Annotated in this window: 13 protein-coding genes; 4 read left to right on the top strand and 9 right to left on the bottom strand. The window is 74.4% G+C overall.

Annotation, left to right across the window (positions count from 1 at the left end; all coding sequences use genetic code 11):
- Positions 1-64 precede the first annotated feature (64 nt).
- Positions 65-478, top strand: a complete 414-nt coding sequence (locus OIE75_RS14395; protein WP_307012590.1) for an organic hydroperoxide resistance protein — start codon at positions 65-67, stop codon at positions 476-478.
- Positions 479-497: 19 nt separating this feature from the next.
- Here the strand turns inward: OIE75_RS14395 and OIE75_RS14390 are convergent, their stop codons facing one another.
- From OIE75_RS14390 to OIE75_RS14350, 9 genes are all read right to left on the bottom strand, one after another.
- Positions 498-2,051: a hypothetical protein gene (locus tag OIE75_RS14390; RefSeq protein ID WP_329471129.1), complete on the bottom strand. Its 1,554-nt coding sequence runs from the start codon at positions 2,049-2,051 to the stop codon at positions 498-500.
- A 92-nt stretch (positions 2,052-2,143) separates the two neighbouring features.
- Entirely contained in the window at positions 2,144-3,421 is a 1,278-nt protein-coding gene (locus tag OIE75_RS14385; protein WP_307012587.1) for a hypothetical protein, read from the bottom strand.
- Positions 3,418-5,652, bottom strand: a complete 2,235-nt coding sequence (locus OIE75_RS14380; protein WP_307012586.1) for a bifunctional glycosyltransferase/CDP-glycerol:glycerophosphate glycerophosphotransferase — start codon at positions 5,650-5,652, stop codon at positions 3,418-3,420. Before OIE75_RS14380 ends, OIE75_RS14385 begins: the two co-directional genes overlap by 4 nt.
- Positions 5,653-5,659: 7 nt before the next feature.
- Complete coding sequence (locus tag OIE75_RS14375) at positions 5,660-7,864, bottom strand: bifunctional glycosyltransferase/CDP-glycerol:glycerophosphate glycerophosphotransferase (protein ID WP_329471128.1); 2,205 nt, start codon at positions 7,862-7,864, stop codon at positions 5,660-5,662.
- An 84-nt stretch (positions 7,865-7,948) separates the two neighbouring features.
- On the bottom strand, positions 7,949-10,201 hold the full coding sequence (locus OIE75_RS14370) for a bifunctional glycosyltransferase/CDP-glycerol:glycerophosphate glycerophosphotransferase (RefSeq protein ID WP_329471127.1): 2,253 nt from the start codon (positions 10,199-10,201) through the stop codon (positions 7,949-7,951).
- Between the two features lie 176 nt (positions 10,202-10,377).
- Positions 10,378-11,238 (bottom strand): carbohydrate ABC transporter permease, encoded by an 861-nt coding sequence (locus OIE75_RS14365; protein WP_122619799.1) that lies wholly within the window; start codon positions 11,236-11,238, stop codon positions 10,378-10,380.
- The gene (locus OIE75_RS14360) at positions 11,235-12,581 is read right to left on the bottom strand and encodes a carbohydrate ABC transporter permease (protein ID WP_329471126.1); all 1,347 of its coding nucleotides are present in this window, start codon (positions 12,579-12,581) and stop codon (positions 11,235-11,237) included. Before OIE75_RS14360 ends, OIE75_RS14365 begins: the two co-directional genes overlap by 4 nt.
- Positions 12,582-12,584: 3 nt before the next feature.
- Positions 12,585-13,982, bottom strand: coding sequence for an ABC transporter substrate-binding protein (locus OIE75_RS14355; RefSeq protein ID WP_329471125.1), 1,398 nt, complete (start codon positions 13,980-13,982; stop codon positions 12,585-12,587).
- Positions 13,983-14,224: 242 nt separating this feature from the next.
- A complete protein-coding gene (locus OIE75_RS14350) occupies positions 14,225-18,076 on the bottom strand; it encodes an FHA domain-containing protein (RefSeq protein WP_329473988.1) in 3,852 nt (1,283 codons plus the stop codon).
- Positions 18,077-18,513: 437 nt separating this feature from the next.
- Between OIE75_RS14350 and OIE75_RS14345 the strand changes: the two genes are divergently transcribed.
- The 3 genes from OIE75_RS14345 to prfB all read left to right on the top strand — a co-directional run bounded on the left by OIE75_RS14345 (position 18,514) and on the right by prfB (position 22,734).
- Positions 18,514-20,193, top strand: a complete 1,680-nt coding sequence (locus tag OIE75_RS14345) for a serine/threonine-protein kinase (protein WP_329471124.1) — start codon at positions 18,514-18,516, stop codon at positions 20,191-20,193.
- A gap of 105 nt (positions 20,194-20,298) precedes the next feature.
- The gene (locus OIE75_RS14340; protein ID WP_329471123.1) at positions 20,299-21,543 is read left to right on the top strand and encodes a serine/threonine-protein kinase; all 1,245 of its coding nucleotides are present in this window, start codon (positions 20,299-20,301) and stop codon (positions 21,541-21,543) included.
- An 84-nt stretch (positions 21,544-21,627) separates the two neighbouring features.
- Positions 21,628-22,734, top strand: coding sequence for a peptide chain release factor 2 (prfB, locus tag OIE75_RS14335; RefSeq protein WP_307012573.1), 1,107 nt, complete (start codon positions 21,628-21,630; stop codon positions 22,732-22,734).
- The last annotated feature ends 235 nt before the right edge of the window (positions 22,735-22,969 follow it).

The raw sequence follows: 22,969 nt of genomic DNA, 5'->3' as shown, positions 1-22,969 counted from the left end.
CTCTACTTGTCGGCGTCAGAGGTCGCCACGTGCGACGCACCCCACTGAGAGGGACGGGTTTCCCATGGACGCGCTCTACACCGCCGCCGCCACCGCCACCCACGGCCGCGAGGGCCGCGCCGTCAGCTCCGACGGCAAGCTCGACCTCGCGCTCGGCGCCCCCGTCGAGATGGGCGGCGACGGCAAGGGCACCAACCCCGAGCAGCTGTTCGCCGCCGGGTACGCCGCCTGCTTCGGCAGTGCCCTGGGCGTCGTCGGCCGACGGGCGAAGGTCGACGTCAGCGAGGCCGCCGTGACCGCCGAGGTCGGTATCGGCAAGCAGGGTGAGGGCTTCGCGCTCGCCGTCACGCTGCGGGTCGAGCTGCCCGAGGGCCTCGACCAGGAGACCGGCCGCAAGCTCGTCGAGCAGGCCCACCAGGTGTGCCCCTACTCCAACGCCACCCGGGGCAACATCCCGGTCGAGCTGGTCATCGAGTAGTCCGGCCGGCGGGGGCCGCTCACCCGACCCGCGCCAGGACCTCGCCGGTGCGCCCGCTCCACGCCACCACGACCGCCTCCTCGGGCACCGGATGCCAGCGGGTCAGCAGCAGCCAGCGGACGTCGTAGCGGCGGACGACGGCGGCGCGCTCGGCGCGGCTCGAACCGGGCGCGAGGTACGCCCGGATGTCGGCCACCCGCCGCCCGCGCTCCCGTTCGTCCAGCGAGGGGTCCGGCCAGGCGGGGGCCGCGAGATTGGGCCCGTATCCGGCGATGGCGTGCCCGGCGTAGTAGCCGTCGGTGATCACGACCTCGCCGGGGCCGATGTGCCGGGCCGCCCACGCGTACTCCGGCCAGTCCGGCGGCTGCTCGAAGCCGACCGGGTCCAGCGCCCGCGGCACCACCGCCCCCGCGTGGACCGTGAGGAACCCCAGCGCGGCACCCGCGGCCGCCATCCCGCCCAGCGCCCTGCGCCACCGCCCCCACGGCCGGGGTGCCGCCAGCTCCACCGCCAGCGCGAACTGCGCCGGCACCAGCGAGAGCCCGAGGATCCGGCCGTAGGTGTAGTGCCCGCTGCACCAGCCGTACGCCACCACCGCGCAGTCCAGCGCGCACATCAGCACCAGCGGGTCCCGGGCCGACCGGCGTCCGCGCGCCCACAGCGCCGGAAGCCCGAGCAGCCCCAGCCAGAACTCGCCGGGCAGGTCCAGGTACAGCACCCGGTGCAGCGCGTCCACGCTGTCGTCGCCGGCCAGCGCGAACACGTCGAAGTACGGCCACAGTGCCGCCGACGCCACCGCCACCGCGCCCGTCAGCGCCCAGCGCCCCACGACCGGGCCGCGCCATCCGCGCTGCCACCCGGCCACCAGCGCCACCGCGCCCAGCGCCGCCGCCACCGAGGTGATGGGGTGGATCAGGAGGACCAGCCCGTACAGGGCGCCGAGCCCCGCGTACCCGGGCAGTCCGCGCAGGCCGCTCGGCCCCACGTACCGCACCCGGCGCTCGTCCCTCGCCCGCGCCCCGGTCAGCGCCCAGGCCCAGAAGGTGAGCCCGATCGCGCACGTCGACGGGTAGCCGAGGTTGCCCGTCATCGACATCAGCCCGAGGTAGCCGCTCCACCAGGCCCGCTCGGTGCCCCACAGCAGCGTCATCGCGCCCAGCGCCAGGACCGGCGCCCACGGCCGCGGGCTCAGCACCCGTACGAACCGGTTCAGGCCGGTCAGCAGCACCAGCAGGTTCAGCGGCCCGGCGAGCCGCACCACCTCCCAGCCGCCCAGCCCGGTCAGCCGCGCGAACACGCCCTGGGCGAGGGCGTACGGCGAGTAGTACGCGCTGCCCGCGCCGGGCAGGTCGGCCATCGGGTGCCGGGGGGCCAGGAGGTCGGCCTTCAGGCGCTCCACGACCGCCGCGTGCTGGCCCGCGTCGCAGCAGAGCGGCACCGCCCAGTACGCCAGCGACATCACCAGGAGGAACAGGAAACCGGCGACCTGGTACGGGGTGGGGCGCCATCCGCGGCCACCGCGCAGCGCCGTAGCGCCGCGTACCGGCCGCCGGACGAGGACGTCGGCGCTCACGAAGGGATCAGAGGGTGGGACATTCGGGACATTGGGCGTATGTTCCCGGCGGGGTCGCCGCCCTGAACCCAAGTCACCTCAACGGGTGACGCTCAGCCGACCGCCCGGACCGGGTCGGCCGCCCCCTGCGCGGGCAGCGGCACCCTGCCACCCCGCACCACGGGCTCCAGCAGCAGTGGGATGCCCACCACGGGCAGCAGCCAGGCCAGCACGATCAGCCGCTCGCCCCAGATGTTGATGTCCGGATGCCCGGCCTGGGTGAGGATCCCGGTGCACGCTGCCGCGACCAGGAACCCGCCGACCGCGCCCCCGCGCCGCAGCGCGCCCCACGCCCCGGCGGCCAGCGCCGCGACGAACAGCGGCTGCCACGCCTGCCGTCGCAGCCACTCCACCCAGAAGTTGCCCTGCAGCTGCCAGAACTCCGGCCACGGACGCTCCCGGTCGGGCCGCGCGAAGTGGTCGGTGAGCAGATCCTGGACGCTGTCCGACACCGACGGATAGTGCAGCAGCCGCGCCAGCACCAGCGTGCCGACGGCCCCGGCCAGCCCCACCGCCGCGAGCGCGAGCACGTCCCGGGGCGACCGGCCGCCCCGTCGGCGGCGCAACGCGATCAGCGCGCCCGCCGCCGCCAGGCACAGCCCGAGGAACAGCGACTGGGAGTGCTTGACCGTGAACAGCGCCGCCAGCGACCCGGCCACCAGGGCGAGCCCCGCCCGCGTCCGTCCCGCCCGCAGCATCAGCGCACAGCCCCAGACCGCCGCCAGGGTCAGCGCCATCAGCAGCCCCTCGGTCATCGGGCGCATCGCGGTCGTCCCGCACGGCAGCGCGTAGTACAGCGCCTGCCCGCCCAGCGCGAGCGGCACCGGCACCGACAGCGCGCGCAGGATCAGGAAGGCCAGTACCCCGCCCGCGCACGCGATGACGACGCCCGCCGCCCACAGGCCCCAGGTCACCCCGAGGACCGCCACGAACGGCACCAGGAACAGCGGGTAGCCGGGCCGCACCTCGAAGATCCGCATGAAGCGGTCCGGCATGTACGGCAGGGTGTGCCCGCCGGTCCGGCCCGCCGCCAGCTGCGGCTCCACCACCCCCCACTCCTGCTCGCGGCACTCGGCCGCCACCTGGTCGGCGGGGTCGGGCCGGTGGAGTCGGACCACGTGCACGCTCTGGTCCCGGCGGGCCCGCTCGGCCCGGCTCGCGCACACGTAGTCGATCGTGGCCGTCGCCACCCCGCGCTTGCCCTCACCGCTGAGACTCAGCGCGTACGCCAGGTAGTTCTTGGTGTCGGGGGTGTCCCGGCCGGTGATGTTCGCCAGTTGCAGCGCGGCGAACACGGCGGCCAGGACCAGCACCCACAGCCGCGGTCTCACGAGGAGGCGAGCAGGTCGTGTCCGGCGGCGACCGAACGGGCGCCGGGGACGCCGGACGGCTCCGGGCCGGGCATCGGCTCGCCCAGCAGCAGCGTCCGCACCACCCGCTCGGCGGCCCGGCCGTCCTCGTACTCGCAGTACCGGGCCCGGAACGCCGACCGCAGCCGCGCCGCCTCCTCGTCCCGCCACGCCCCGGACGCCAGCAGCCAGGCCAGCTCCCGGTACGAGCGCGACACGTGCCCGGGTGCCTCCTCGGTGATGTCGAAGTAGGCGCCGCGGCTCGCCTCGTACGCGCGCCAGTCGTCGGCGTGGATCACGATCGGCCGGTCCAGCAGGGCGTAGTCGAACAGCAGGGCGGAGTAGTCGGTGATCAGCAGGTCGGAGGCGAGCATCAGCTCCTCCACGTGCGGTTCGTCCGTCGCGTCGACCAGGACGCCCCGCCGGTGCAGCTCCGACAGGCCCATGCCGCGGGCCGGTCCGGTGGCCAGCGACGGGTGCAGCCGGACCACCAGGGTGTGGCCCTCGCCGAGGTCCGCGGCGAGCCGGGCCGGGTCGAGGCGGTCGACGAGCCCGCCCCGGCGGTACTCGCGCCGGGTCGGCGCGTAGAGCACCACGGTGTGGCCGTCCGGGACGCCCAGCCGCTCACGCACCCGGCGGCCGTCGTCCGGACCCGCGTTCACCAGCACGTCGTTGCGCGGGCTGCCGCTGGGCACGGACGTGAAGTGGCACGGGTACGCCCGCTCCCACACCCGCTCCGCGTACCGGCCGGCGACCAGGCTGTAGTCCCAGCGGTCGGCCCGGCGCAGCATCTGCGGCACGTCCAGGCCGTGCCGGGCGCCCGGCCGGCCCAGCAGGTCGACGCCCATGTACTTCAGCGGGGTGCCCTGGTGGGTGTGGATGTGGACGCTGCCCGGGCGCTTGGTCACGGCACCGGGCCAGTTGACGTTGTTGACGAAGAACGTCGCCCGCTCGGTCACCCGCCGGTAGCCGGCGCTGCCCAGGACCACGTGCTCGGTGTCCGGCGGCAGCAGCGCCGCCGTCTCCTCGTCGCGCACCACCCACACCCCGCGCACGTGCGGGGCGAGTTCGCGCGCCTCGCGGTGGATCGCCGCGGGGTCGCCCAGCACGCCCCGGTGCGAGAACGCCGAGTACACCGCCAGGTCAGGGTCCAGCGGGCGTCGCGTGCGCACCGCGCTGCCGGCCCCGCGCAGCCGTCCGGCGACCGCGCCCCCCGCCTGCCGAGCCCGGCGCTCCAGCTCCCGGGCCGCCTGCCCGGACCGCCGCCGCAGCCGGTAGGCCGGGTAGCCGAGCGCGCCGCCCGCCAGCACCCGCAGCTCGGCCGGGACCTCGGCGCCCTCGGGCCGGTACGCGCGGAACATCTCGGCGGTGCGCCGGAAGAACTCGGCCTTGTCGGAGGGCGGCAGCCGGTCCGGCTTGGACAGGATGTCCAGGCAGTGCTCGCCCATCTTGGCGTGCAGGAACGGCCGCCAGCGGGCCAGTTCCGGTCGGGCGTCCAGGAAGGCGAAGACCCGCTCGTACTGCGCGTGCACGTCGAAGTGCTTGCGGCTGGTGGTGGACAGGATGTTGCCCTGCCGCCGCTGCCGGTAGTTCAGGCAGATGCGGTCCAGCGTGGCGATCCGCTCCGCGCTGAACATCACCGGGAACGTCCAGGGCGTGTCCTCGTAGTAGCCGGGCGGGAAGGTGAAGCCCTCGCGCTCGACGAAGTCGCGCCGGTAGACCTTGTTCCACACCACCATCAGCAGGTCGAGGATCTCGGGGTGACCGGCGGCCGTGAACGTGTCCTCCCCGGCCTCGGCCAGCACCCGGGCCAGGGCGTTGCGCCGGGTGCCGCCCCACCAGTAGGTGCGCGCGTAGTCGAAGACCAGAACCTCGGGGTCGGCCGTCTCCGCGAGCCGGTCGGCCATGGCGCGCAGCGCGCCCGGGGTGAGGGTGTCGTCGCTGTCGAGGAAGAAGAGGTAGTCGCCGGTGGCGAGCGGCAGCCCGGCGTTGCGGGCCCGGCCGAGGCCGACGTTCTCCTCCAGGTGCAGCACGCGCAGCCGGTCGTCGCGGGCGGCGTACTCGTCCAGGATCGCGCCCGAGCCGTCGGGCGAGCAGTCGTCGACGGCGATGACCTCGATGTCCCGGAAGGACTGGTCCAGGACCGAGTCGAGGCACTCGCGCAGGAAGCCCTGCACCTTGAAACAGGGAAGGATGACGCTGAAGCGGGGCACGGCGGGGTCAGCTCCTTACGAGGGTGGCGGCGGGGGCCGGGACGCGCTCCGCGAGCGGGATCACGGGCGGCAGCGCCTCGGGCGGCTCGCCGAGCAGCACCCGGCGCACGACCCGCTCGGCGGCCCGGCCGTCGTCGAACTCGCAGAACCGCTCCCGGAAGGCCGCCCGCAGCGCCGCCGACTCCGGGCCCGCGTACGAGCCGTCGCCGAAGACGCGGGCCAACTCCTCCGGCGTCCGCGCCACCGGTCCGGGCGGCGCCGCCATCAGGTCGAAGTAGACGCCCCGGGTCTCCCGGTAGACGTCCCAGTCGTCGGCGTACACGACGATCGGCCGGTCCAGGTTGGCGTAGTCGAACATGATCGACGAGTAGTCGGTGACCAGCGCGTCCGCGGCCAGGCACACGTCCTCCGAGGAGCGGTGCGCGGTGACGTCGATGATCCGGCCGCTGCCCGCGCGGCCGCCCCGGTCGTAGAAGTAGTGGGCGCGCAGCAGCACCACCACGCCCTCGCCGGCCGCCTCGCAGAACGCCTCCAGGTCCAGGGCGCCCGCGCCGAAGCCGCTCTCGTAGTCCCGGTGCGTGGGCGCGTAGAGGACCGCCGTCGCCCCTTCCGGGACGCCCAGCTCGCGGCGGACGCGGGCCACGTCCTCGGCGGTCGCCGTGCAGTAGACGTCGTTGCGCGGATAGCCGTACTCCAGGTGCTCGTACGAGCCCGGGAAGGCGCGCTCCCACACCTGGGTGGAGTGCCGGTTGGCGGAGACGTTGTAGTCCCAGCGGTCCACGCGGCCCAGCAGCCTGGTGAAGCTGCCGCTGGCCGCGGCCACCACCGGGTACGTCGACTGGTCCACGCCCATCGTCTTCAGCGGGGTCCCGTGCTGCGTCTGCACGTGCACGCTGCCGGGGCGCTTGACCACGCCCTCCGCGAAGTTGGCGTTGTTCACCAGGTACTTGGCGCGGGCCAGCACCTCCCAGTACCGCCGGCCGCCGATGACCGCGTGGTCGACGCCCTCCGGCACGGTGTGCGCCTGGTCCGCCTCGACCAGGAACACCGACCTGAGGTGCGGGGCGAGTTCGCGGGCCTTGGCGTGGATCGCGGCCGGGCTGCACGCGTAGCCGCGGCCCCAGTAGGCGCAGTACACGACGAGGTTCGGATCCAGCGGGCGGCGCAGGTGGCGGCGGTACAGCAGCCGGGTGCGCAGCCCCCGCGGCCACGGCAGGCGGCGCAGCGCCCCGGTGAGTGCCCGGTTGGTGGCGCGCAGGGCGCGGAAGCCGGCGTACGACCCCGCCGCGAGCAGCCGGTGCTGGACGCCGAGCCGGCCGCCCGGCGGGCGGAAGCCGGCGGGGCGGTGGCGGCGGTAGAGGCGGCTCGCGCGCCGGAAGAAGACCCGGCGCTGCCGGCTCGTCAGCCGCCGCGGATGTGTCGCCGTCTTCAGGATCGCGGCGAACAGGTGCTCGAAGAGCGGCCCGCGGCGCGCGTCCGGCAGTCCCCGCTCGGCGGCGTGCGCGAGCGCCAGTTCGGCCTGGTCGAGGAGGTCACCGTGGTGCACGCCGGGCAGGTTCAGCCGGTTGCCCTGGCGCCGCACCAGATGCCGGACGACCACCGAGCGCAGCACCGCCACGCGCTCGGCGCGCGCCGCGACCAGGGCGCCGAAACCGATGTCCGTGAAGTGCCCGTCGGGGAAGGCGAGCCGGCGCTCGGTGAGGAAGGTGCGGCGGTGGACGGCGCTCCACGCGGGCAGCCGCACGCCGGTCAGATCGGGGGCGCGGTCGGGGGTGAAGGCGCCGTCGGGGGTCCTCGCCAGCAGCGGGGCGGCCGGGTTGGTGGCCTCGCCCTCCCACCAGGGCACCCGCTCGTACTCGAAGTACAGCACGTCGACGCCCCCGGTGTCCGCCAGCCGCGCCTCCAGCGCCGCCAGCGCGCCCGGCACGAGGACGTCGTCGCCGTCGAGGAACAGCAGGTACGCGCCGGTCGCCGCCCGCATCCCGGCGTTGCGCGCCCCGGCCAGCCCGGCCGACGGCGGGGCGTGCACGGGCGTGACCCGCGAGTCCCGTCCGGAGTGCTCCTCGGCGACGTCCGCCGCGGCGGTGTCCGGGGCGTCGCAGACCGGGATCAGCTCGAAGTCGCCGAAGGACTGGTCGAGCACCGAGTCCAGTGCCTGGGAGAGCCGCCCCGCGACCCCATGGGACGGGACGATGATGCTGAAGCGGGGCATGCTGCTCTTTCTCTCGATGTGCTGGTCCGGGCGGGAGCCCTGCGCCGGCCGCGACACCCGGGGCTCCCGAGGGACAAACGGCGCTCAGAGGCTGTCGGTGACGGTGCGCGGCCCGGCCGGTTGCGGGACCGTGGCCAGCGGGGTGCGGGCGACCGCCGCCGCGGGCGGACGGCGGGCGCCGGGTGGCACCACCGGAGGCAGCCGGGTCTGGCCGAGCACCACCCGGCGCACCACGCGCTCGGCGGCGTGGCCGTCGTCGAACGGGCAGAACCGCTCGCGGAACTCGGCCCGCAGCCGGGTGGACCGGGCGCCGTACCAGTCGCCGCCGGCGAAGACGGCGATCAGCTCGTCCTCGTCCCGCGCGATCGGCCCCGGCGGGACGGAGCGCAGGTCGACGTAGGTGCCGCGGGCCGCCTCGAACGCCTCCGGCTCGTCGGCGTGGAGCACGATCGGCCGGTCCAGGCCCGCGTAGTCGAACATCAGGGACGCGTAGTCGGTGACGAGGGCGTCCGAGGCCAGGCAGAGCGACTCCACGCATGGGTGACCGCTCACGTCCAGGACCCGGCCGACGGACGCGGCCGGCCGGACGTCGTGGCCCGGGTGGGCGCGGGCCAGCACCATGAAGCGGGGGCCGAGGCGGCGTACGACGCGCTCCAGGTCCAGGGCGGAGCGCTGGGTGCGCCGGTAGTCGCGGTGCGCGGGCGCGTACAGGATCGCCACCGTGCCCTCGGGGATGCCGAGGGTCTCGCGGAGCCGGGCCACGTCCGCGGCGGTCGCCCGCTGGAGGGCGTCGGTGCGGGGCTGGCCGTACTCCAGGGTGGTGTAGCCGCCGGGGTGGACGCGTTCCCAGGTGAGGGTGGAGTGGCGGTTGGCGGAGACCACGTAGTCCCAGGAGTCGACCTCGCGCAGCAACCGGGCGAAGTCGGTGCCGCCCCCGGCGGCCGGCCGCTCCTGGAGGTCCAGGCCCGCGTGCGCGAGCGGCGTCCCGGCCTGCGTCTGGACCAGTACCTGGCCCCGGCGCTTGACCAGGCCGCTGTCGAAGGCGGAGTTGTGCACCAGGTACCGGGAGCGGGCCAGGGCCGTCCAGTAGGCGGCCGTGCCGGGAGTGAGGCGCCGGGTCGCGGGCGGGACCGTGTGGTGGTGCGCGGGGGCGGCGGCCCACGCCGTGCGCACATGCGGCGCGCAGCGGCGGAACGCGTCCTCCAGCGCCCCGGGGTTGCAGCCGTACCCCCCGCCGCCGTCGACGGCGAAGAGGGCGCGGTCGGTCCTCAGCGGGAGGAGGCGCTGGCCCCGGTAGTGCAGGCGCAGGGTGCCGGTCCGGGCGGCCCGCAGCCAGCCGGCGGCGGCCCTCGCCGTCCGTCGGCGCAGTGCGGACGCCAGCCGCAGGGTCTCCCAGGTACGGCGCAGGCCCAGCCGGAGCAGGGCGTGGCGCACCCGGACCGGCGCCGGGGCGGGGGCACCGGCGACCCGGTAGCGGCGGCAGTGGACCCGCGCCCGGCGCAGGAACTCGGCGCGCTGGGAACGCGGGAGGCGGTCGGGGCGGGTGAACACGGTCGCCAGGTGGTCGCACATGCGGCGGTACAGCACCGGCCGCCAGCGGTCGTGCTCCGGATGCGACTCGAGGAACGCGAAGACCCGGTCGTACTGCGTGAAGACGTCCAGGTGGCGTTCGCTCGGCGTGCCCAGGATGCTGCCCCGGCGGCGCTGCCGGTAGTGGACGCAGACCCGGTCCAGGGTGGCGACGGACTCCGCGGTCAGGAGGACCGGGTACGTCCACGGGGTGTCCTCGTAGTAGCCGGGCGGGAAGGTGAGGCCCTCGCGCTCGGCGAACTCCCGCCGCACCGTCTTGTTCCAGGCCACCATCAGCAGCCGCAGCAGCCCCGGCCGGTCGGCCAGCCGGAACGGCGCCGGTCCCTGCTCGGTGAGGTGCGCGGCCGCCTGGCTGCGGACGGTCTCGCCGGTCCAGTACGTCCGGGCGTAGTCGTAGACCAGTACGTCCGGGTCGCCGGTCTCCTTCACGCGGTCGGCGAGGGCCCGGAGCGCGCCCGGGGCGAGGGTGTCGTCGCCGTCGAGGAAGACCAGGTAGTCGCCGCCCGCCCGCTCGATGCCGACGTTGCGGGCGGGGCCGAGGCCCTGGTTCTGAGGCAGGTGCACGGCGCGTACGCGCGCGTCGCGGTCCGCGAACTCGTCGGCGATCGCACCGCACGCGTCCGGCGACCGGTCGTCGACGACGATCACCTCGAAGTCCTGGTACGACTGGCACAGCACCGACTCCAGGCACGCGTGCAGATAGGCCTGGACCTGGTACGCGGGCACGATGACACTGAACCTGGGCACGGGAACATCCATGGGTCGGCGGGGTCGGCGCGGGCGTTCGCGCCGGGAACGGCCAATGGAGTGATTCGGTTACGGCCGCTGCGGCATTCGGGGGATCCTCGCCGCGCACGGTGCCCGTACGGATGAGGGGGCGGACCGGTGTCCGGTCCGCCCACTCAAGGGTGGTGTCGCGGCGGCTACTTGACGGCGCCCGCCATCACGCCGGAGACGAACTGCCGCTGGAACGCGAAGAACACGGCCAGCGGGATCACCATGGAGATGAACGCGCCCGGCGCCAGCACGTCGATGTTGTTGCCGAACTGCCGTACCTGCGTCTGCAGCGCGACCGTGATCGGCTGGCTCCCGGAGTCCGAGAAGATCAGCGCGACCAGCATGTCGTTCCACACCCACAGGAACTGGAAGATGCCGAGGCTCGCGATCGCGGGCCCGCCGAGCGGCATCACGACCCGCACGAAGAGCCGCAGTTCACCGGCGCCGTCCAGCCGGGCCGCCTCCAGCAGCTCCCGGGGGATCTCCGCGAAGAAGTTCCGCAGCAGGAACACCGCGAAGGGCAGGCCGAAGCCGACGTGGAAGAGGACCACGCCGACGATCGACCCGAACAGTCCGATCTTGCCGAAGAGTTCGGCGATCGGGATCAGGGCCACCTGCACGGGGACGACCAGCAGCCCGACCACGGCCAGGAACCACCAGTCGCGGCCCGGGAACTCCATCCACGCGAAGGCGTACCCGGCCAGCGATCCGATGACCACCACCAGGACCGTCGCGGGGACGGTGATCAGCACGGTGTTGAGGAGGGACGAGGTGATGTCGCCGTTCGCCAGCAGGTCCTCGTAGCTCTGGAAGGTGAGCTGGGACGGCTTGGTGAAGACCTCCCACCAGCCGCTCGCCGCCATGTCCCGCGGGGTGCGCAGCGAGGAGAGCAGCAGGCCGATCGTGGGCACCAGCCAGAAGAGGCCGACGACGATCAGGAAGACCCGGACCAGGCCGCCGCTGACGCCCTCGGCCAGCCGCGCCCCCAGGGAACGCTTCGCCGTCATCGCCGCACCTCCCGCCGCAGTCGCCGTACGTTGAACCACATCACCGGGATCACCAGGAGCAGCAGGAACACCGCGATGGCGCTCGCGATGCCCGGCTGGTCGGAGGCGAAGCCCTTGCGGTACAGCTCCAGCGCGAGCACGTTCGCGTCGTCCTGCGAGGAGCCCGGGGCGATGATGAAGACCAGGTCGAACACCTTCAGCACGTTGATCATCAGGGTGACGGCCACGACCGCGAGGACCGGCGCCAGCAGCGGCACCGTGACCCGTCTGAAGACCTGCCACTCGTTGGCGCCGTCGACCCGGGCGGCCTCCAGCAGTTCCCGGGGCATCCCGGCGAGACCCGCCGCGATCAGCACCATCGCGAAGCCCGCCCACATCCACACGTACGACCCGATGATGGCCGGGGTGACGAGGGAGGGGCCGAGCCAGTTCAGGCCGTTGTAGGGCTCCTTGAAGTTGTCGGCGGGGAGTCTGAGCAGCGCCCCGTCGGCCGCGGCGGGCAGCGTGAACGTGCCGTCGCCCGACGCCTTCGCCGACGCGACGACCTTGCCGTCCTTCACCGCCTCGATCGTCATCCCGGCATAGCCCAGTTCGGCCGCGTCGACGCCGTTGAGCTTCCCGACGCCCTTGCCGCGGGTGAAGTCCTGCCAGGTGGTGCCGGTGATCTTCCCGTCCTCGGCTTCGGCGGGTACGGCCTTCTCCGCGCCGTCCGGCATCAGGTCGGGGGCGACGCCGACGAGGGGGAGGACGACCGCGGTGCCGGCCTCGACCGGCTGCTTGGTGACGAAGGCGCCGCCGCCGGCCGGTTCCAGCGGCGAGTCACGGCCCGGGTGCGCCTTCGGGAACGCGGACGACTCGGCGAACGTGTCGTGCACGCCCACCCACACCGCGTTGGCGACGCCCTTGTCCGGGTCCTGGTCGTACACCAGGCGGAAGATGATCCCGGCCGCCAGCATCGAGATCGCCATCGGCATGAAGACGACCAGCTTGAACGCGGTGCCCCAGCGGATCCGTTCGGTCAGCACCGCGAAGATCAGGCCGAGCGCGGTGGCGACCGTCGGCGCGAACACCACCCAGATGACGTTGTTCTTCAGGGCGGTGCGGATGCCGTCGTCGGTGAACAGCGCCTGGTAGTTGTCGAATCCGGCGAAGGAGTCGCCGGACTGGTCGTAGAAGCTGCGGACCAGCGAGTACCCGATCGGGTAGACCACGAGCGCGCCGAGCAGCACCAGGGCGGGGAGCAGGAACAGGGCCGCCACGGTCCTGCGGGTGCCGGTCACGCTCCTGCGCGACTTGGGGGCGGCGGGGCCCGGTGAGGTCCCCGCCGCCGTGGCCGACGTCATCCGTCAGCTCCCGTAGGCGGCGGCCGCGTCCGCCTCCAGCCGCTGCTGTGCGCCCTCGACGTCCTTCGGGTTCTTCAGGAAGTCCTGGAGGGCCTTCCACTCGCCCTTGCCGGGCGTGCCGCCGAAGGCCTGCGGAGCCTGGTCCGACATGTCGAAGCGGAAGTCGTCGCCGGCCGCGACCAGCGCCTCGGCGATCTTCTTCTGCACGTCGTTCGGGTACGCCGACGCCTCGACGTTCTTGTTCGGCGAGAGGTAGCCGCCGAGCTTCGCCTGGATCGTCGCCGCGTCCGGCGAGGCCAGCCAGGTGGCCAGCGCCTGCGCCGCCTTCGAGTCCTTCAGGACCACGGCCGCGTCGCCTCCGGAGACCACCGGCGCGGTGTCGCCGACCGCCGGGAAGGGGAACACCTTCGCGTCGGTGCCGATCTCCGCGTCCGTCTCGCCGATGTTGACCTGCACGAAGTCGCCCTCGTAGACCATGCCCGCCTTCGGCTGGTCGCCGCCGGTGAAGGTCTGCGTCACCGAGGCCGGGAACTCGGTCTGGAGCGCGCCGGACGCGCCGCCCGCCACGTAGTCCTTCTTGCCCCAGATCTCGGCGAGGGTGGTCAGGGCCTCCTTGACGGACGGGTCCGTCCACTTGATCTCGTGCTTGGCCAGCTGGTCGTACTTCTCCGGGCCCGCCTGCGAGAGGTAGACGTTCTCGAACCAGTCGGTGAGGGTCCAGCCGTCCGCGCCGCCGACGGAGAACGGGGTCACGCCCGAGTCGTAGATCGTCTGGGCGGCGGTGAGCAGCTCGTCCCAGGTCTTGGGCTCGGCGGCGCCCGCGTTCTCGAAGACCTGCGCGTTGTACCAGATCAGCGACTTGTTGGCGGCCTTGTAGTACACGCCGTACTGCTTGCCGCCGACCTTGCCTATCTCCTGCCAGCCCGGCGAGTAGTTCTCGCCCAGCTCCTTGGCGGCCTCCGCGCCGAGCGGTTTGGCCCAGCCCTTCTCGACGGCCTGCTTGATGGCGCCGGGCTGCGGGAGCATCGCCACGTCCGGCGGGGCACCGCCGGCGATCTTCGAACCGAGGAAGTTGATGATCGGGTCCTGGGCGGGCACGAAGGTCACCTTGGCGCCGGTGCGCTTCTCGAACTCGGCGAGGACCTTCTTGAAGTTCTCCTGCTCCGCGCCGGTCCAGACGGCGGCGACCTCCAGAGTCTCGCCGTCCAGCTTCGGGAGGGTGACGGTGGCGGCCGTGTCCTTGCCGCCGTCCCCCTGACCGCCCTTGTCGCCACCGCCGTTGTCGTCGTCGCCACCGCACGCGGTGAGCGAGAGCGCGAGCGCTCCCGCGGCGAGGGTGGCGGCGATCCGGGTGCTTCTGCCGAGGGTCCTGCGTGGCCCCATGGTGCTGCTCGTGCGCATCACTGCCCCGTTCTTCGTGCCTCGTCGAACGTTGAGCGCTCTTCCGTGCGCTCTGGTGTACGCCAGGGGGGTGAGGGCGGCAAGACCGCGTCCGCGGTCAGCGGGGGGATCGTGACCGCGTCGTGACCAGGTGGGCGGCACCGGTGTGGGCGTCGCCGGGGGCTGCCGCCCCCGGACCCCCGGTTCGGCCTGGACGGCCTCGTCCTCAAACGCCGGACGGGCTGTCGGTTACGGGCCCGGCGTCACAGGAGTGACGGCACCTGTGCCGCCTCCACCTCGCGGGCCGCCCGTTCCAACGCGCTGGCCAGCAGGGCCAGGTCGGTGGGGCCGTTGCCCAGCTCGCGTACCGGGCGGCGGGTGGGCGGGTCGCCCATGAGGTGCCACTCCAGCGGGATCACCGTGGGGCGCAGGGTCGCGGTGCGCGGGATGCGGCCGGTGACCCTCCCGGCCTGGAAGACCACGGCGGGTCCGTCGGGGCGGGTCAACCGGCCGCGTCCCGGCATCGGTTCGTCCGGCCCCGGGGCCGGGGTGTCCAGCGTGATGCGCAGGGTGGCGCGCTGGGCGGGCTCCGTCTGGGCCGTACGGCCGCCAGGCGCGGTGGCGGCCACCAGGTGCACGCCCAGCCGCCCGCCCTCCCGCGCGACGGCCTCCAGCGCACGCACGACCGAACCGGCCGCGGGGCGTCCGGGCGAGCCGAGCGGGGGAGTGACGAGCGCGTCGAGATCGTCCACGACCACCACGAGGCGGGGCAGCGGCGGGACGGCCCCGGACCGGCGCCGGGCCGCTCCCGGGCGCAGCCGCATGGTGGAGCTGGGCGGGGAGTCGAGGTCCCCGTCGTCGGGCCCCGACCCGGTGCCGGGGGCGCCGTCCGGCGGGGTGCGCTGGGCGACCAGACGGCCCGACACCTCGCGTCCGGTGTGCCACTCGGGGAACTCCGACCGCCCGAGCAGCTCCGCCCGCCGCTTCAGCTCGGCGCTCAGGGACTGGGCGAACTCCCGCATGCGGACCGGGTCGTTGGCGGTGAGGTGGGTGGTGACATGCGGTACGTCCGTGCAGACGGCCAGTCCTTCGCCGTGCCCGCCGTCGGTGCCCACGCTGTCGCGGCCGTCCATCAGGACGACGCCGAGACGGTCGGGGCGGTCGGCGGCGGCGAGGGAGGCGACGAGCGCCCGCAGCAGCTCGGTGCGGCCGCTGCCGGGCGGGCCCTCGACCAGCAGGTGCGGTCCCTCGGCGGCGAGGTCGACCGTGACGGGGCCGCGCGGTCCGGCGCCCAGCACCGCGTGGGCGCGACCCCCGAGGGCGTGCGTGTCGTCGGCGGCGTCGGCCCAGCGGGCCATCAGGGAGGCCGGGGTGGCGCGGGCCAGGCCCAGTTCGTCCAGGAGCCGGGCCGCCTGGGGCAGCGGCGCGGCCACCCGCGTGTGCCGCTCGCCGCCCGCGGGGGCGTCGGTGCGCAGGGGGGCCAGGGCGCGCGCGAACCGCTCCGCCCACGCGAGGGAGACGGCGTCGACCGTGCCGAGGGTGCCGTGCCCGACCGGGCCGGCGGGGGCCTCGCCGGAGGTGCGCGCGACGCGCAGCAGCCGCAGGGCCGTCGCCACGTCGCCGCTGAGCAGCGCCACGGCACCGCACTCCCGGAACACCGGTGACACCGCGCAGGCCGCCTCGTACGTCTCCGCCACGGGCGAGGTGGGGGAGGCGGCGGCCGTCTCGGCGAGGCACAGGACGTGGATGCCGGCCCGCGGTCCCTCCAGGGCCAGCCGCGCCACGGTCTCGCGCACGTCGGCCCCGCCGGGGTCCCCGTCCACGACGACCACGCTGTACGGCCCCGCGAAGCCGTCGGCCGGGTCGGTGCCGTCGTCGGGGCGGGCCCAGGAGGGCTGCCGGGTGCTGCCGGGGGGCGTCGCCGGCCTGACCTTGGGCCGGGCGTCCGACAGGTGGTCGTCCAGGCGGCGGACCAGCTCGTGGGCGCGGGCCATGGCCTGTTCGCGGTCGTGGGCGAGGAGCAGGCGGCAGTCCTGGCCGTGCGCCGGACGCAGCTGGGGGAGCCAGCCCAGCCAGGACCACTCGGCGGTCCGCTCGGCGAGCGGACGGGAGCGGTCCGCGCTGATCAGGACGATCTCCAGGGTCTCCGCGGAGTGCAGCGCGGCGAGCTGGGCCAGCACCGAGCGGGCCAGCCCGGCGAGCCGGGCGCGCGGGCCGGCCAGGCCGAGCGCCCCGACCTCGCGCAGCCCGGCGGTCACGGGGACCGCGGGCAACGGCTCGGTACCGCCGGGCGCCACCCGGTCGGCCGTACCGAGCCGCACGGTCAGCGCCTCCGGGTGCGCCGGGCCCCGCTCCCACAGCCGGGGTCCGGGGCCGAGCGCCGTCAGCAGCAGCGACGCGGCGTCCGGCCAGGTCTCCGGGGCGTGCGAGGCGCCACCGGGTGCGGTGGGTGCCGGTCCGGCCGCCTCGTCGTCGTAGGCGTGCGCACCGGTGGCGGTGTCGTCCTGCGCGCTCCCGCGTCCCCCGGTCAGCCGTCGCGCCCACGCGCCGATACCGCCGCGCCGCCGCACACCCTGCGGGAGGTCGGTGCCACGCAGGGGGGTGCCTTTACGTCCGGTGCCACCGTCCGGGGCCCCACCGTCGTCGCCGCCGCGCCCGGGTGCGCTCGGGTGGGATCCGCCCGCACCGGAGGGCCGGCGGCGGGGTGCTCCCGTGCCGGGCCCGGACTGGTCGGACTGGCCGGAGGGGTCGGTTCGGGGCTCGCCCCCGCGAGCGGTCGGCCTGCCGTCGCGTGAGGTCGCGGTGCCGGAGCCGTCCGGGGCGGCGGGGGTGCCGTCATGGCCGCCACCGCGTGACGTACCCCCGTCCGACCCGCCGGCCTCGGTGGAGCGCGTTCCGTGCTCACCACCCCGTGACGTACGCGCGTCGGACCCGTCCGGATCGGCGGCGCCTCCTCCGAACGCGCCCGCTCCGTACCCGCCCGCCGCGGAGTCGAACGCCCCGTAGGACGCCGCCCCGCCGTGGGTCTCGCCCCCCGCGGGGGCCTGCCTGGGGAAGCCGGGAGTGGGGCCCGTGCCGTGGCTCTCCATGCGGGGCGCACCGCCCTGGCCCGGTACCTGGGGCGGCTCGGTGGGTGTCGCACCCCGGCCGTGCCCCGAAGGTCCGTCGGCCTGGTGGCCCAGTCCGGCCGGGCTGCCCCATCCACCGGCCCCCGGGCGGCCCGCGCCGTCGGTTCCGGTCCCGTGGGCCGGGGTGTCCCAGCCGGCGGTTGCCGCGCCGCCCGCGCGTGCGGTGCCGCTCGTCACACCTGCGTCCCTGGAGGGGGCGCCCGCCGGGCGGGGGCCCTCCGCTCGGGCGGCACCGTCCGTGTCGCCCGCGTGCGCCCCGTCGGCCACGCGCGCGTGCGCCACCTCGTCGGCGTCACCGCGGCCCGCTGCGGGGGCCGCCGCCCCGGACAGCCGTACGTACCCCTCCCCGTCCGGCGTCGTCGCCGCCCGCGTCGTCGCCTCGCGCTGGACCGGCACCAGCCGCAGGGCCGACTCGCCGATCCGCAGCAGCGCGCCCGGCGCGAAGCGGACCGGGCGGTCGCCCACGCGGGTGCCGTCCAGCATGGTGCCGTTGGTGGAGCCGAGGTCGGCGACCGAGACGCGGGCGTCGGGGGTGACGGTGACCGCGCAGTGCATCCTGGAGACGTCCGGGTCGTCGAGCGCGACGTCGGCGTCGGCGGAGCGGCCGAGGCGGATCTGCCCGCCGTGCAGGAGGTGGACGCCGCCCGCGTCCGGGCCCGCGACCACGTGGAGCTGGGCGGGGACACCGGCCGGTTCGGTGTCCGGGTCGGGCTCGCCGGGGGCGCCCAGGCAGAGCACGGCGCCGTCGATCAGGGGTGGCTCGCCCAGGGTGCTGCGCTGGGTGTCGAGCCGGTGCGCGCCCGCGTACAGCACCACCTGGCCGGTGCCCGGGGTCTCACCGCCGGGGAGCGCCGCGGCCAGCGCGGAGGCGACGGCGGCCAGCGCGGTGCCGGCCGGCGCGGTGACCAGCACGTCGCTGCTCGCGGCGCGGCCCCCCGCCGAAGCATGCGGGCCCAGCGGGTCTACGACGGTCAGCCGGATCTGCATCGCCGTCAGCGGTCCCTTCGCGCGGGCGCCCGCGCGCCGGGCAGAAGCCGTCACCACGGTCACCCACCGCGGACTTCCCCCACCGCCACACGAGCACGTCGGCCAGTTCTCCCCGCATCCTCGCACCTGCCGCTGACAACGCGCCCGTCTCCCGCCGTCAAATGATCTTGATTGGTCGGCTCTGACCCCAAAAATGCCTGACAGGTGCCTCGGAGGTGATCGAAGACCGTCGGCTTGAGATCGGTCACGTCCGGGCATCGGCAACCAAGGGACCGGGTCGAGCGTCTTTCCTTCGAACACGGCCCGGGAGCGGAACGTAAGGCTTACCGGCGGGCCAGTGGAACCATGGAACAACCGCGGAATGACGACAGCCCGGTGCCGGGAGCGCGGCATTACAGTGGGTCGGAACAGCCAGCAAGCAACTAGGAGCGCATGACGTGCGGCCGGTAGGCAGCAAGTACCTCCTCGAGGAGCCCCTCGGTCGCGGCGCGACGGGCACCGTCTGGCGTGCGCGCCAGCGTGAGACCGCGGGCGCCGAGGCGGCCGTGGCCGGACAGCCCGGCGAGACCGTCGCGATCAAGGTCCTCAAGGAAGAGCTCGCGAGCGACCCCGACATCGTGATGCGCTTCCTGCGGGAGCGCTCCGTCCTGCTCCGGCTCACCCACCCCAACATCGTCCGGGTCCGCGACCTGGTCGTGGAGGGGGAACTGCTGGCGCTCGTCATGGACCTCGTCGCCGGTCCCGACCTGCACCGCTACCTGCGGGAGAACGGGCCGCTCACCCCGGTCGCCGCCGCCCTGCTCACCGCCCAGATCGCCGACGCCCTCGCCGCCAGCCACGCGGACGGCGTGGTCCACCGCGACCTGAAGCCGGCCAACGTGCTGCTGAAGCAGACCGGCGGCGAGATGCACCCGATGCTGACCGACTTCGGCATCGCCCGCCTCGCCGACTCGCCCGGTCTCACCCGCACCCACGAGTTCGTCGGCACGCCCGCGTACGTCGCGCCGGAGTCCGCCGAGGGCCGTCCCCAGACCTCCGCCGTCGATGTGTACGGCGCCGGCATCCTGCTCTACGAACTGGTCACCGGGCGTCCCCCGTTCGGCGGCGGCTCCGCCCTCGAAGTGCTGCACCAGCATCTGAGCGCCGAGCCGCGCCGCCCCTCCACCGTCCCCGACCCGCTGTGGACGGTCATCGAGCGCTGCCTGCGCAAGAACCCCGACGAACGCCCCAGCGCCGAGAACCTCGCCCGCGGCCTGCGCGTCGTCGCCGACGGCATCGGCGTGCACGCGAACAACGCGCAGATCGGCGCCGCCGAGAACGTGGGGATGCTCCTCGTCCCCGACCCGGCGCCCGCACAGGTCCCGGGCGACCCGGGCGCCGCCGACCCGACGCAGGTCCTGCCGCAGAACGGCGGCTACGACCCGAACGGCGCGACCAGTGTCCTGCCGCACACCGGCAACCCGTCCGGCGCCGCCGACCCCACCGCCGTACTCCCCAACCGCGGGGCTGCCGACCCGACCGCCGTCATGCCGCCGGTGCCGCCCGGGCAGGGCCAGGGCGAGCAGCCCGGCGGGCCGGACGACCCGCACCCCTGGCAGAACCAGCTGCGTGCCGCCCGCGACCGCAACGAGCAGACGCAGGTCCAGTACCTCGACCCGAACCAGGACCCGCTGCGCCGCCGCCCCCAGCGGCAGGTCTCCCGCCCGCCGCAGCAGCCCCGGCAGGCCCCGCAGGGCCCGCCGCCCCAGCAGCCCGGCTACGGCTACCCGCAGCAGCAACAGCCGCAGCGGTACGCCACCCCGCAGCCGCAGCAGCCCCAGCGGTACGCGCCGCCGCCCACGCCCGAGCCCCGGCCGCCCCGGCGTGAGCCGCGCCCGCCGCGACAGCGCGGCGCGAACCCGATGCGCATCCCCGGGCTCGGCTGCCTCAAGGGGTGCCTGTTCACCCTCGTCATCATGTTCGTGGCCGGCTGGCTGATCTGGGAGCTGAGCCCGCTCCAGGACTGGATCGGCACGGGCAAGGGCTACTGGGAGCAGCTCAGCGACTGGTTCACCACGGCGACCGACTGGATCGGGGACCTGGGCGGTTCGGGCGGCGGCGGCTCCTCCGGCAGCTGAGTCTGGAGATTTGTCGACATCCGGTGGGTGATTTCCGCCTCCGTTGTGAAGGTTGGCTCCGCGGACGCGTACTTTTAGGCGCAACACGCGTCGGTAGGAGCAGTCTTGGCACGGAAGATCGGCAGCCGGTACACCGCCCACCAGATCCTCGGGCGGGGCAGCGCCGGCACGGTGTGGCTCGGCGAGGGTCCCGAGGGGCCCGTCGCGATCAAGCTGCTGCGCGAGGACCTGGCGTCCGACCAGGAGCTGGTCTCGCGCTTCGTCCAGGAGCGCACGGCCCTGCTCGGCCTGGAGCACCCGCACGTCGTCTCCGTCCGTGACCTGGTGGTCGACGGCAACGACCTCGCCCTGGTCATGGACCTGGTCCGCGGCACGGACCTGCGCACCCGCCTCGACCGCGAGCGGCGCCTGTCGCCCGAGGCGGCCGTGGCCGTCGTGGCGGACGTCGCCGACGGCCTGGCCGCCGCGCACGCCGCCGGGGTCGTGCACCGCGACGTCAAGCCGGAGAACGTGCTCCTCGACATGCGGGGCCCGCTCGGGCCCGGCGGCTCCCACCCGGCCCTGCTGACGGACTTCGGGGTGGCCAAGCTCATCGACACCCCCCGGCGCACCCGGGCCACGAAGATCATCGGCACGCCCGACTACCTGGCCCCGGAGATCGTCGAGGGCCTGCCCCCGCGCGCGGCGGTCGACATCTACGCGCTGGCCACGGTGCTGTACGAGCTGCTCGCCGGCTTCACGCCGTTCGGCGGCGGCCATCCCGGCGCGGTGCTGCGCCGCCACGTCACCGAGACGGTCGTCCCGCTCCCCGGCATCCCCGACGAGCTGTGGCAGCTCCTCGTGCAGTGCCTCGCCAAGGGACCCGCCTCCCGGCTGCGCGCCTCCGAGCTGAGCGTCCGGCTGCGCGAGCTGCTGCCGATGCTGGCCGGGATGGGCCCGCTGGACGTGGACGAGCCCGACGCCGAGCAGGAGGAGGACGCGCCCGAGGAGCCCGCGACCTCCTCGGCGCCCGCCGGGGAACCGGTACGCCGCCGGGGAGCCGTGCCCCTGGTGCCGGGAGCGAAGCCGGCCGACTCCAACCGGGACACGCACACCTCGATGCGCGTACCCGCCCCGGACGAGCTGGCGGGCGGCGCCCGGGGCACCGCCCGCGCCCCGCGCGCCTCCGGCGCCCCACGCCCCGGCTCGGCCCGCAACCGCGCCGCCGCACGCCGCCGCCGCCTCGCCCTGGGCGGCGGCGCGGTCGCCCTGGTGGCGGCGATCGGCGTCGGCACATGGCTGGCGACCAGCGCCGACGAGACCGACCAGGGCCCCCAGGACACACGGAACTCGGCCCCGGCCTCCCCCTGACCCCGGGCGGCCGTACGCCCGCCGCCCGCGCCCGGTGCCCCCGGTCCGGCCGGGGCCGGTCGGTGGAGCCGTTACGCTGGACGCGTGGCAGTCGTCGATGTATCCGAAGAGCTGAAGTCCCTCTCCTCGACCATGGAGTCGATCGAGGCCGTCCTGGACCTCGACAGGATGAGGGCAGACATCGCCGTGCTCGAGGAGCAGGCGGCCGCGCCGTCCCTCTGGGACGACCCGGAAGCGGCACAGAAGATCACCAGCAAGCTCTCCCACCTCCAGGCGGAGGTACGCAAGGCCGAGGCCCTGCGCGGGCGGCTCGACGATCTCGGCGTGCTCTTCGAGATGGCCGAGGAGGAGGACGACCCGGACACCCGTGCCGAGGCCGAGTCCGAGCTCACGGCCGTGAAGAAGGCGCTGGACGAGATGGAGGTCCGCACCCTGCTCTCGGGCGAGTACGACGCGCGTGAGGCGCTCGTCAACATCCGCGCAGAGGCGGGCGGCGTCGACGCCGCCGACTTCGCCGAGAAGCTCCAGCGCATGTACCTGCGCTGGGCCGAGCAGCGCGGCTACAAGACCGAGGTCTACGAGACGTCGTACGCGGAGGAGGCCGGCATCAAGTCGACCACCTTCGCCGTGCAGTCGCCCTACGCCTACGGCACCCTCTCCGTCGAGCAGGGCACGCACCGGCTGGTGCGCATCTCGCCCTTCGACAACCAGGGGCGCCGCCAGACCTCCTTCGCGGGCGTCGAGATCCTCCCCGTGGTCGAGCAGACCGACCACATCGAGATCGACGAGTCCGAGCTGCGGGTGGACGTGTACCGGTCCTCCGGCCCCGGCGGCCAGGGCGTGAACACCACCGACTCCGCGGTGCGGCTCACCCACCTCCCCACCGGCATCGTGGTCTCCTGCCAGAACGAGCGGTCCCAGATCCAGAACAAGGCCACCGCGATGAACGTCCTCCAGGCCAAGCTCCTGGAGCGGCGCCGTCAGGAGGAGCAGGCCAAGATGGACGCCCTCAAGGGCGACGGGGGCAACTCCTGGGGCAACCAGATGCGTTCGTACGTGCTGCACCCGTACCAGATGGTCAAGGACCTGCGCACGGAGCACGAAGTGGGCAACCCCGAGGCCGTGTTCAACGGCGAGATCGACGGCTTCCTCGAGGCCGGAATTCGCTGGCGCAAGCAGCAGGAGAAGTAGCGCGAAGCGGCTGCGCTCACGCCGCTTTGTCGACAAGGCAACTGCCGTCCACCGGGCGGCGGTTGCCTTTTCTCTGCCCGCCGTTCGCCGGTGATGTCTGGGTTTTACATCACACTCACACGCTTTGTGTCCGGCATACGTCCCGTACCTGGACATCGCGTACGCAATGGCCTTGACGTTGCTTTGAACATTCGCAAGGGTGAGGCGCGGCATGCGTATTTCTGGGGCGCATGTG

It is taken from the genome of Streptomyces sp. NBC_01723 (assembly GCF_036246005.1).
Classification (GTDB): domain Bacteria; phylum Actinomycetota; class Actinomycetes; order Streptomycetales; family Streptomycetaceae; genus Streptomyces.
This window is presented reverse-complemented; position numbering and strand designations above follow the sequence as displayed.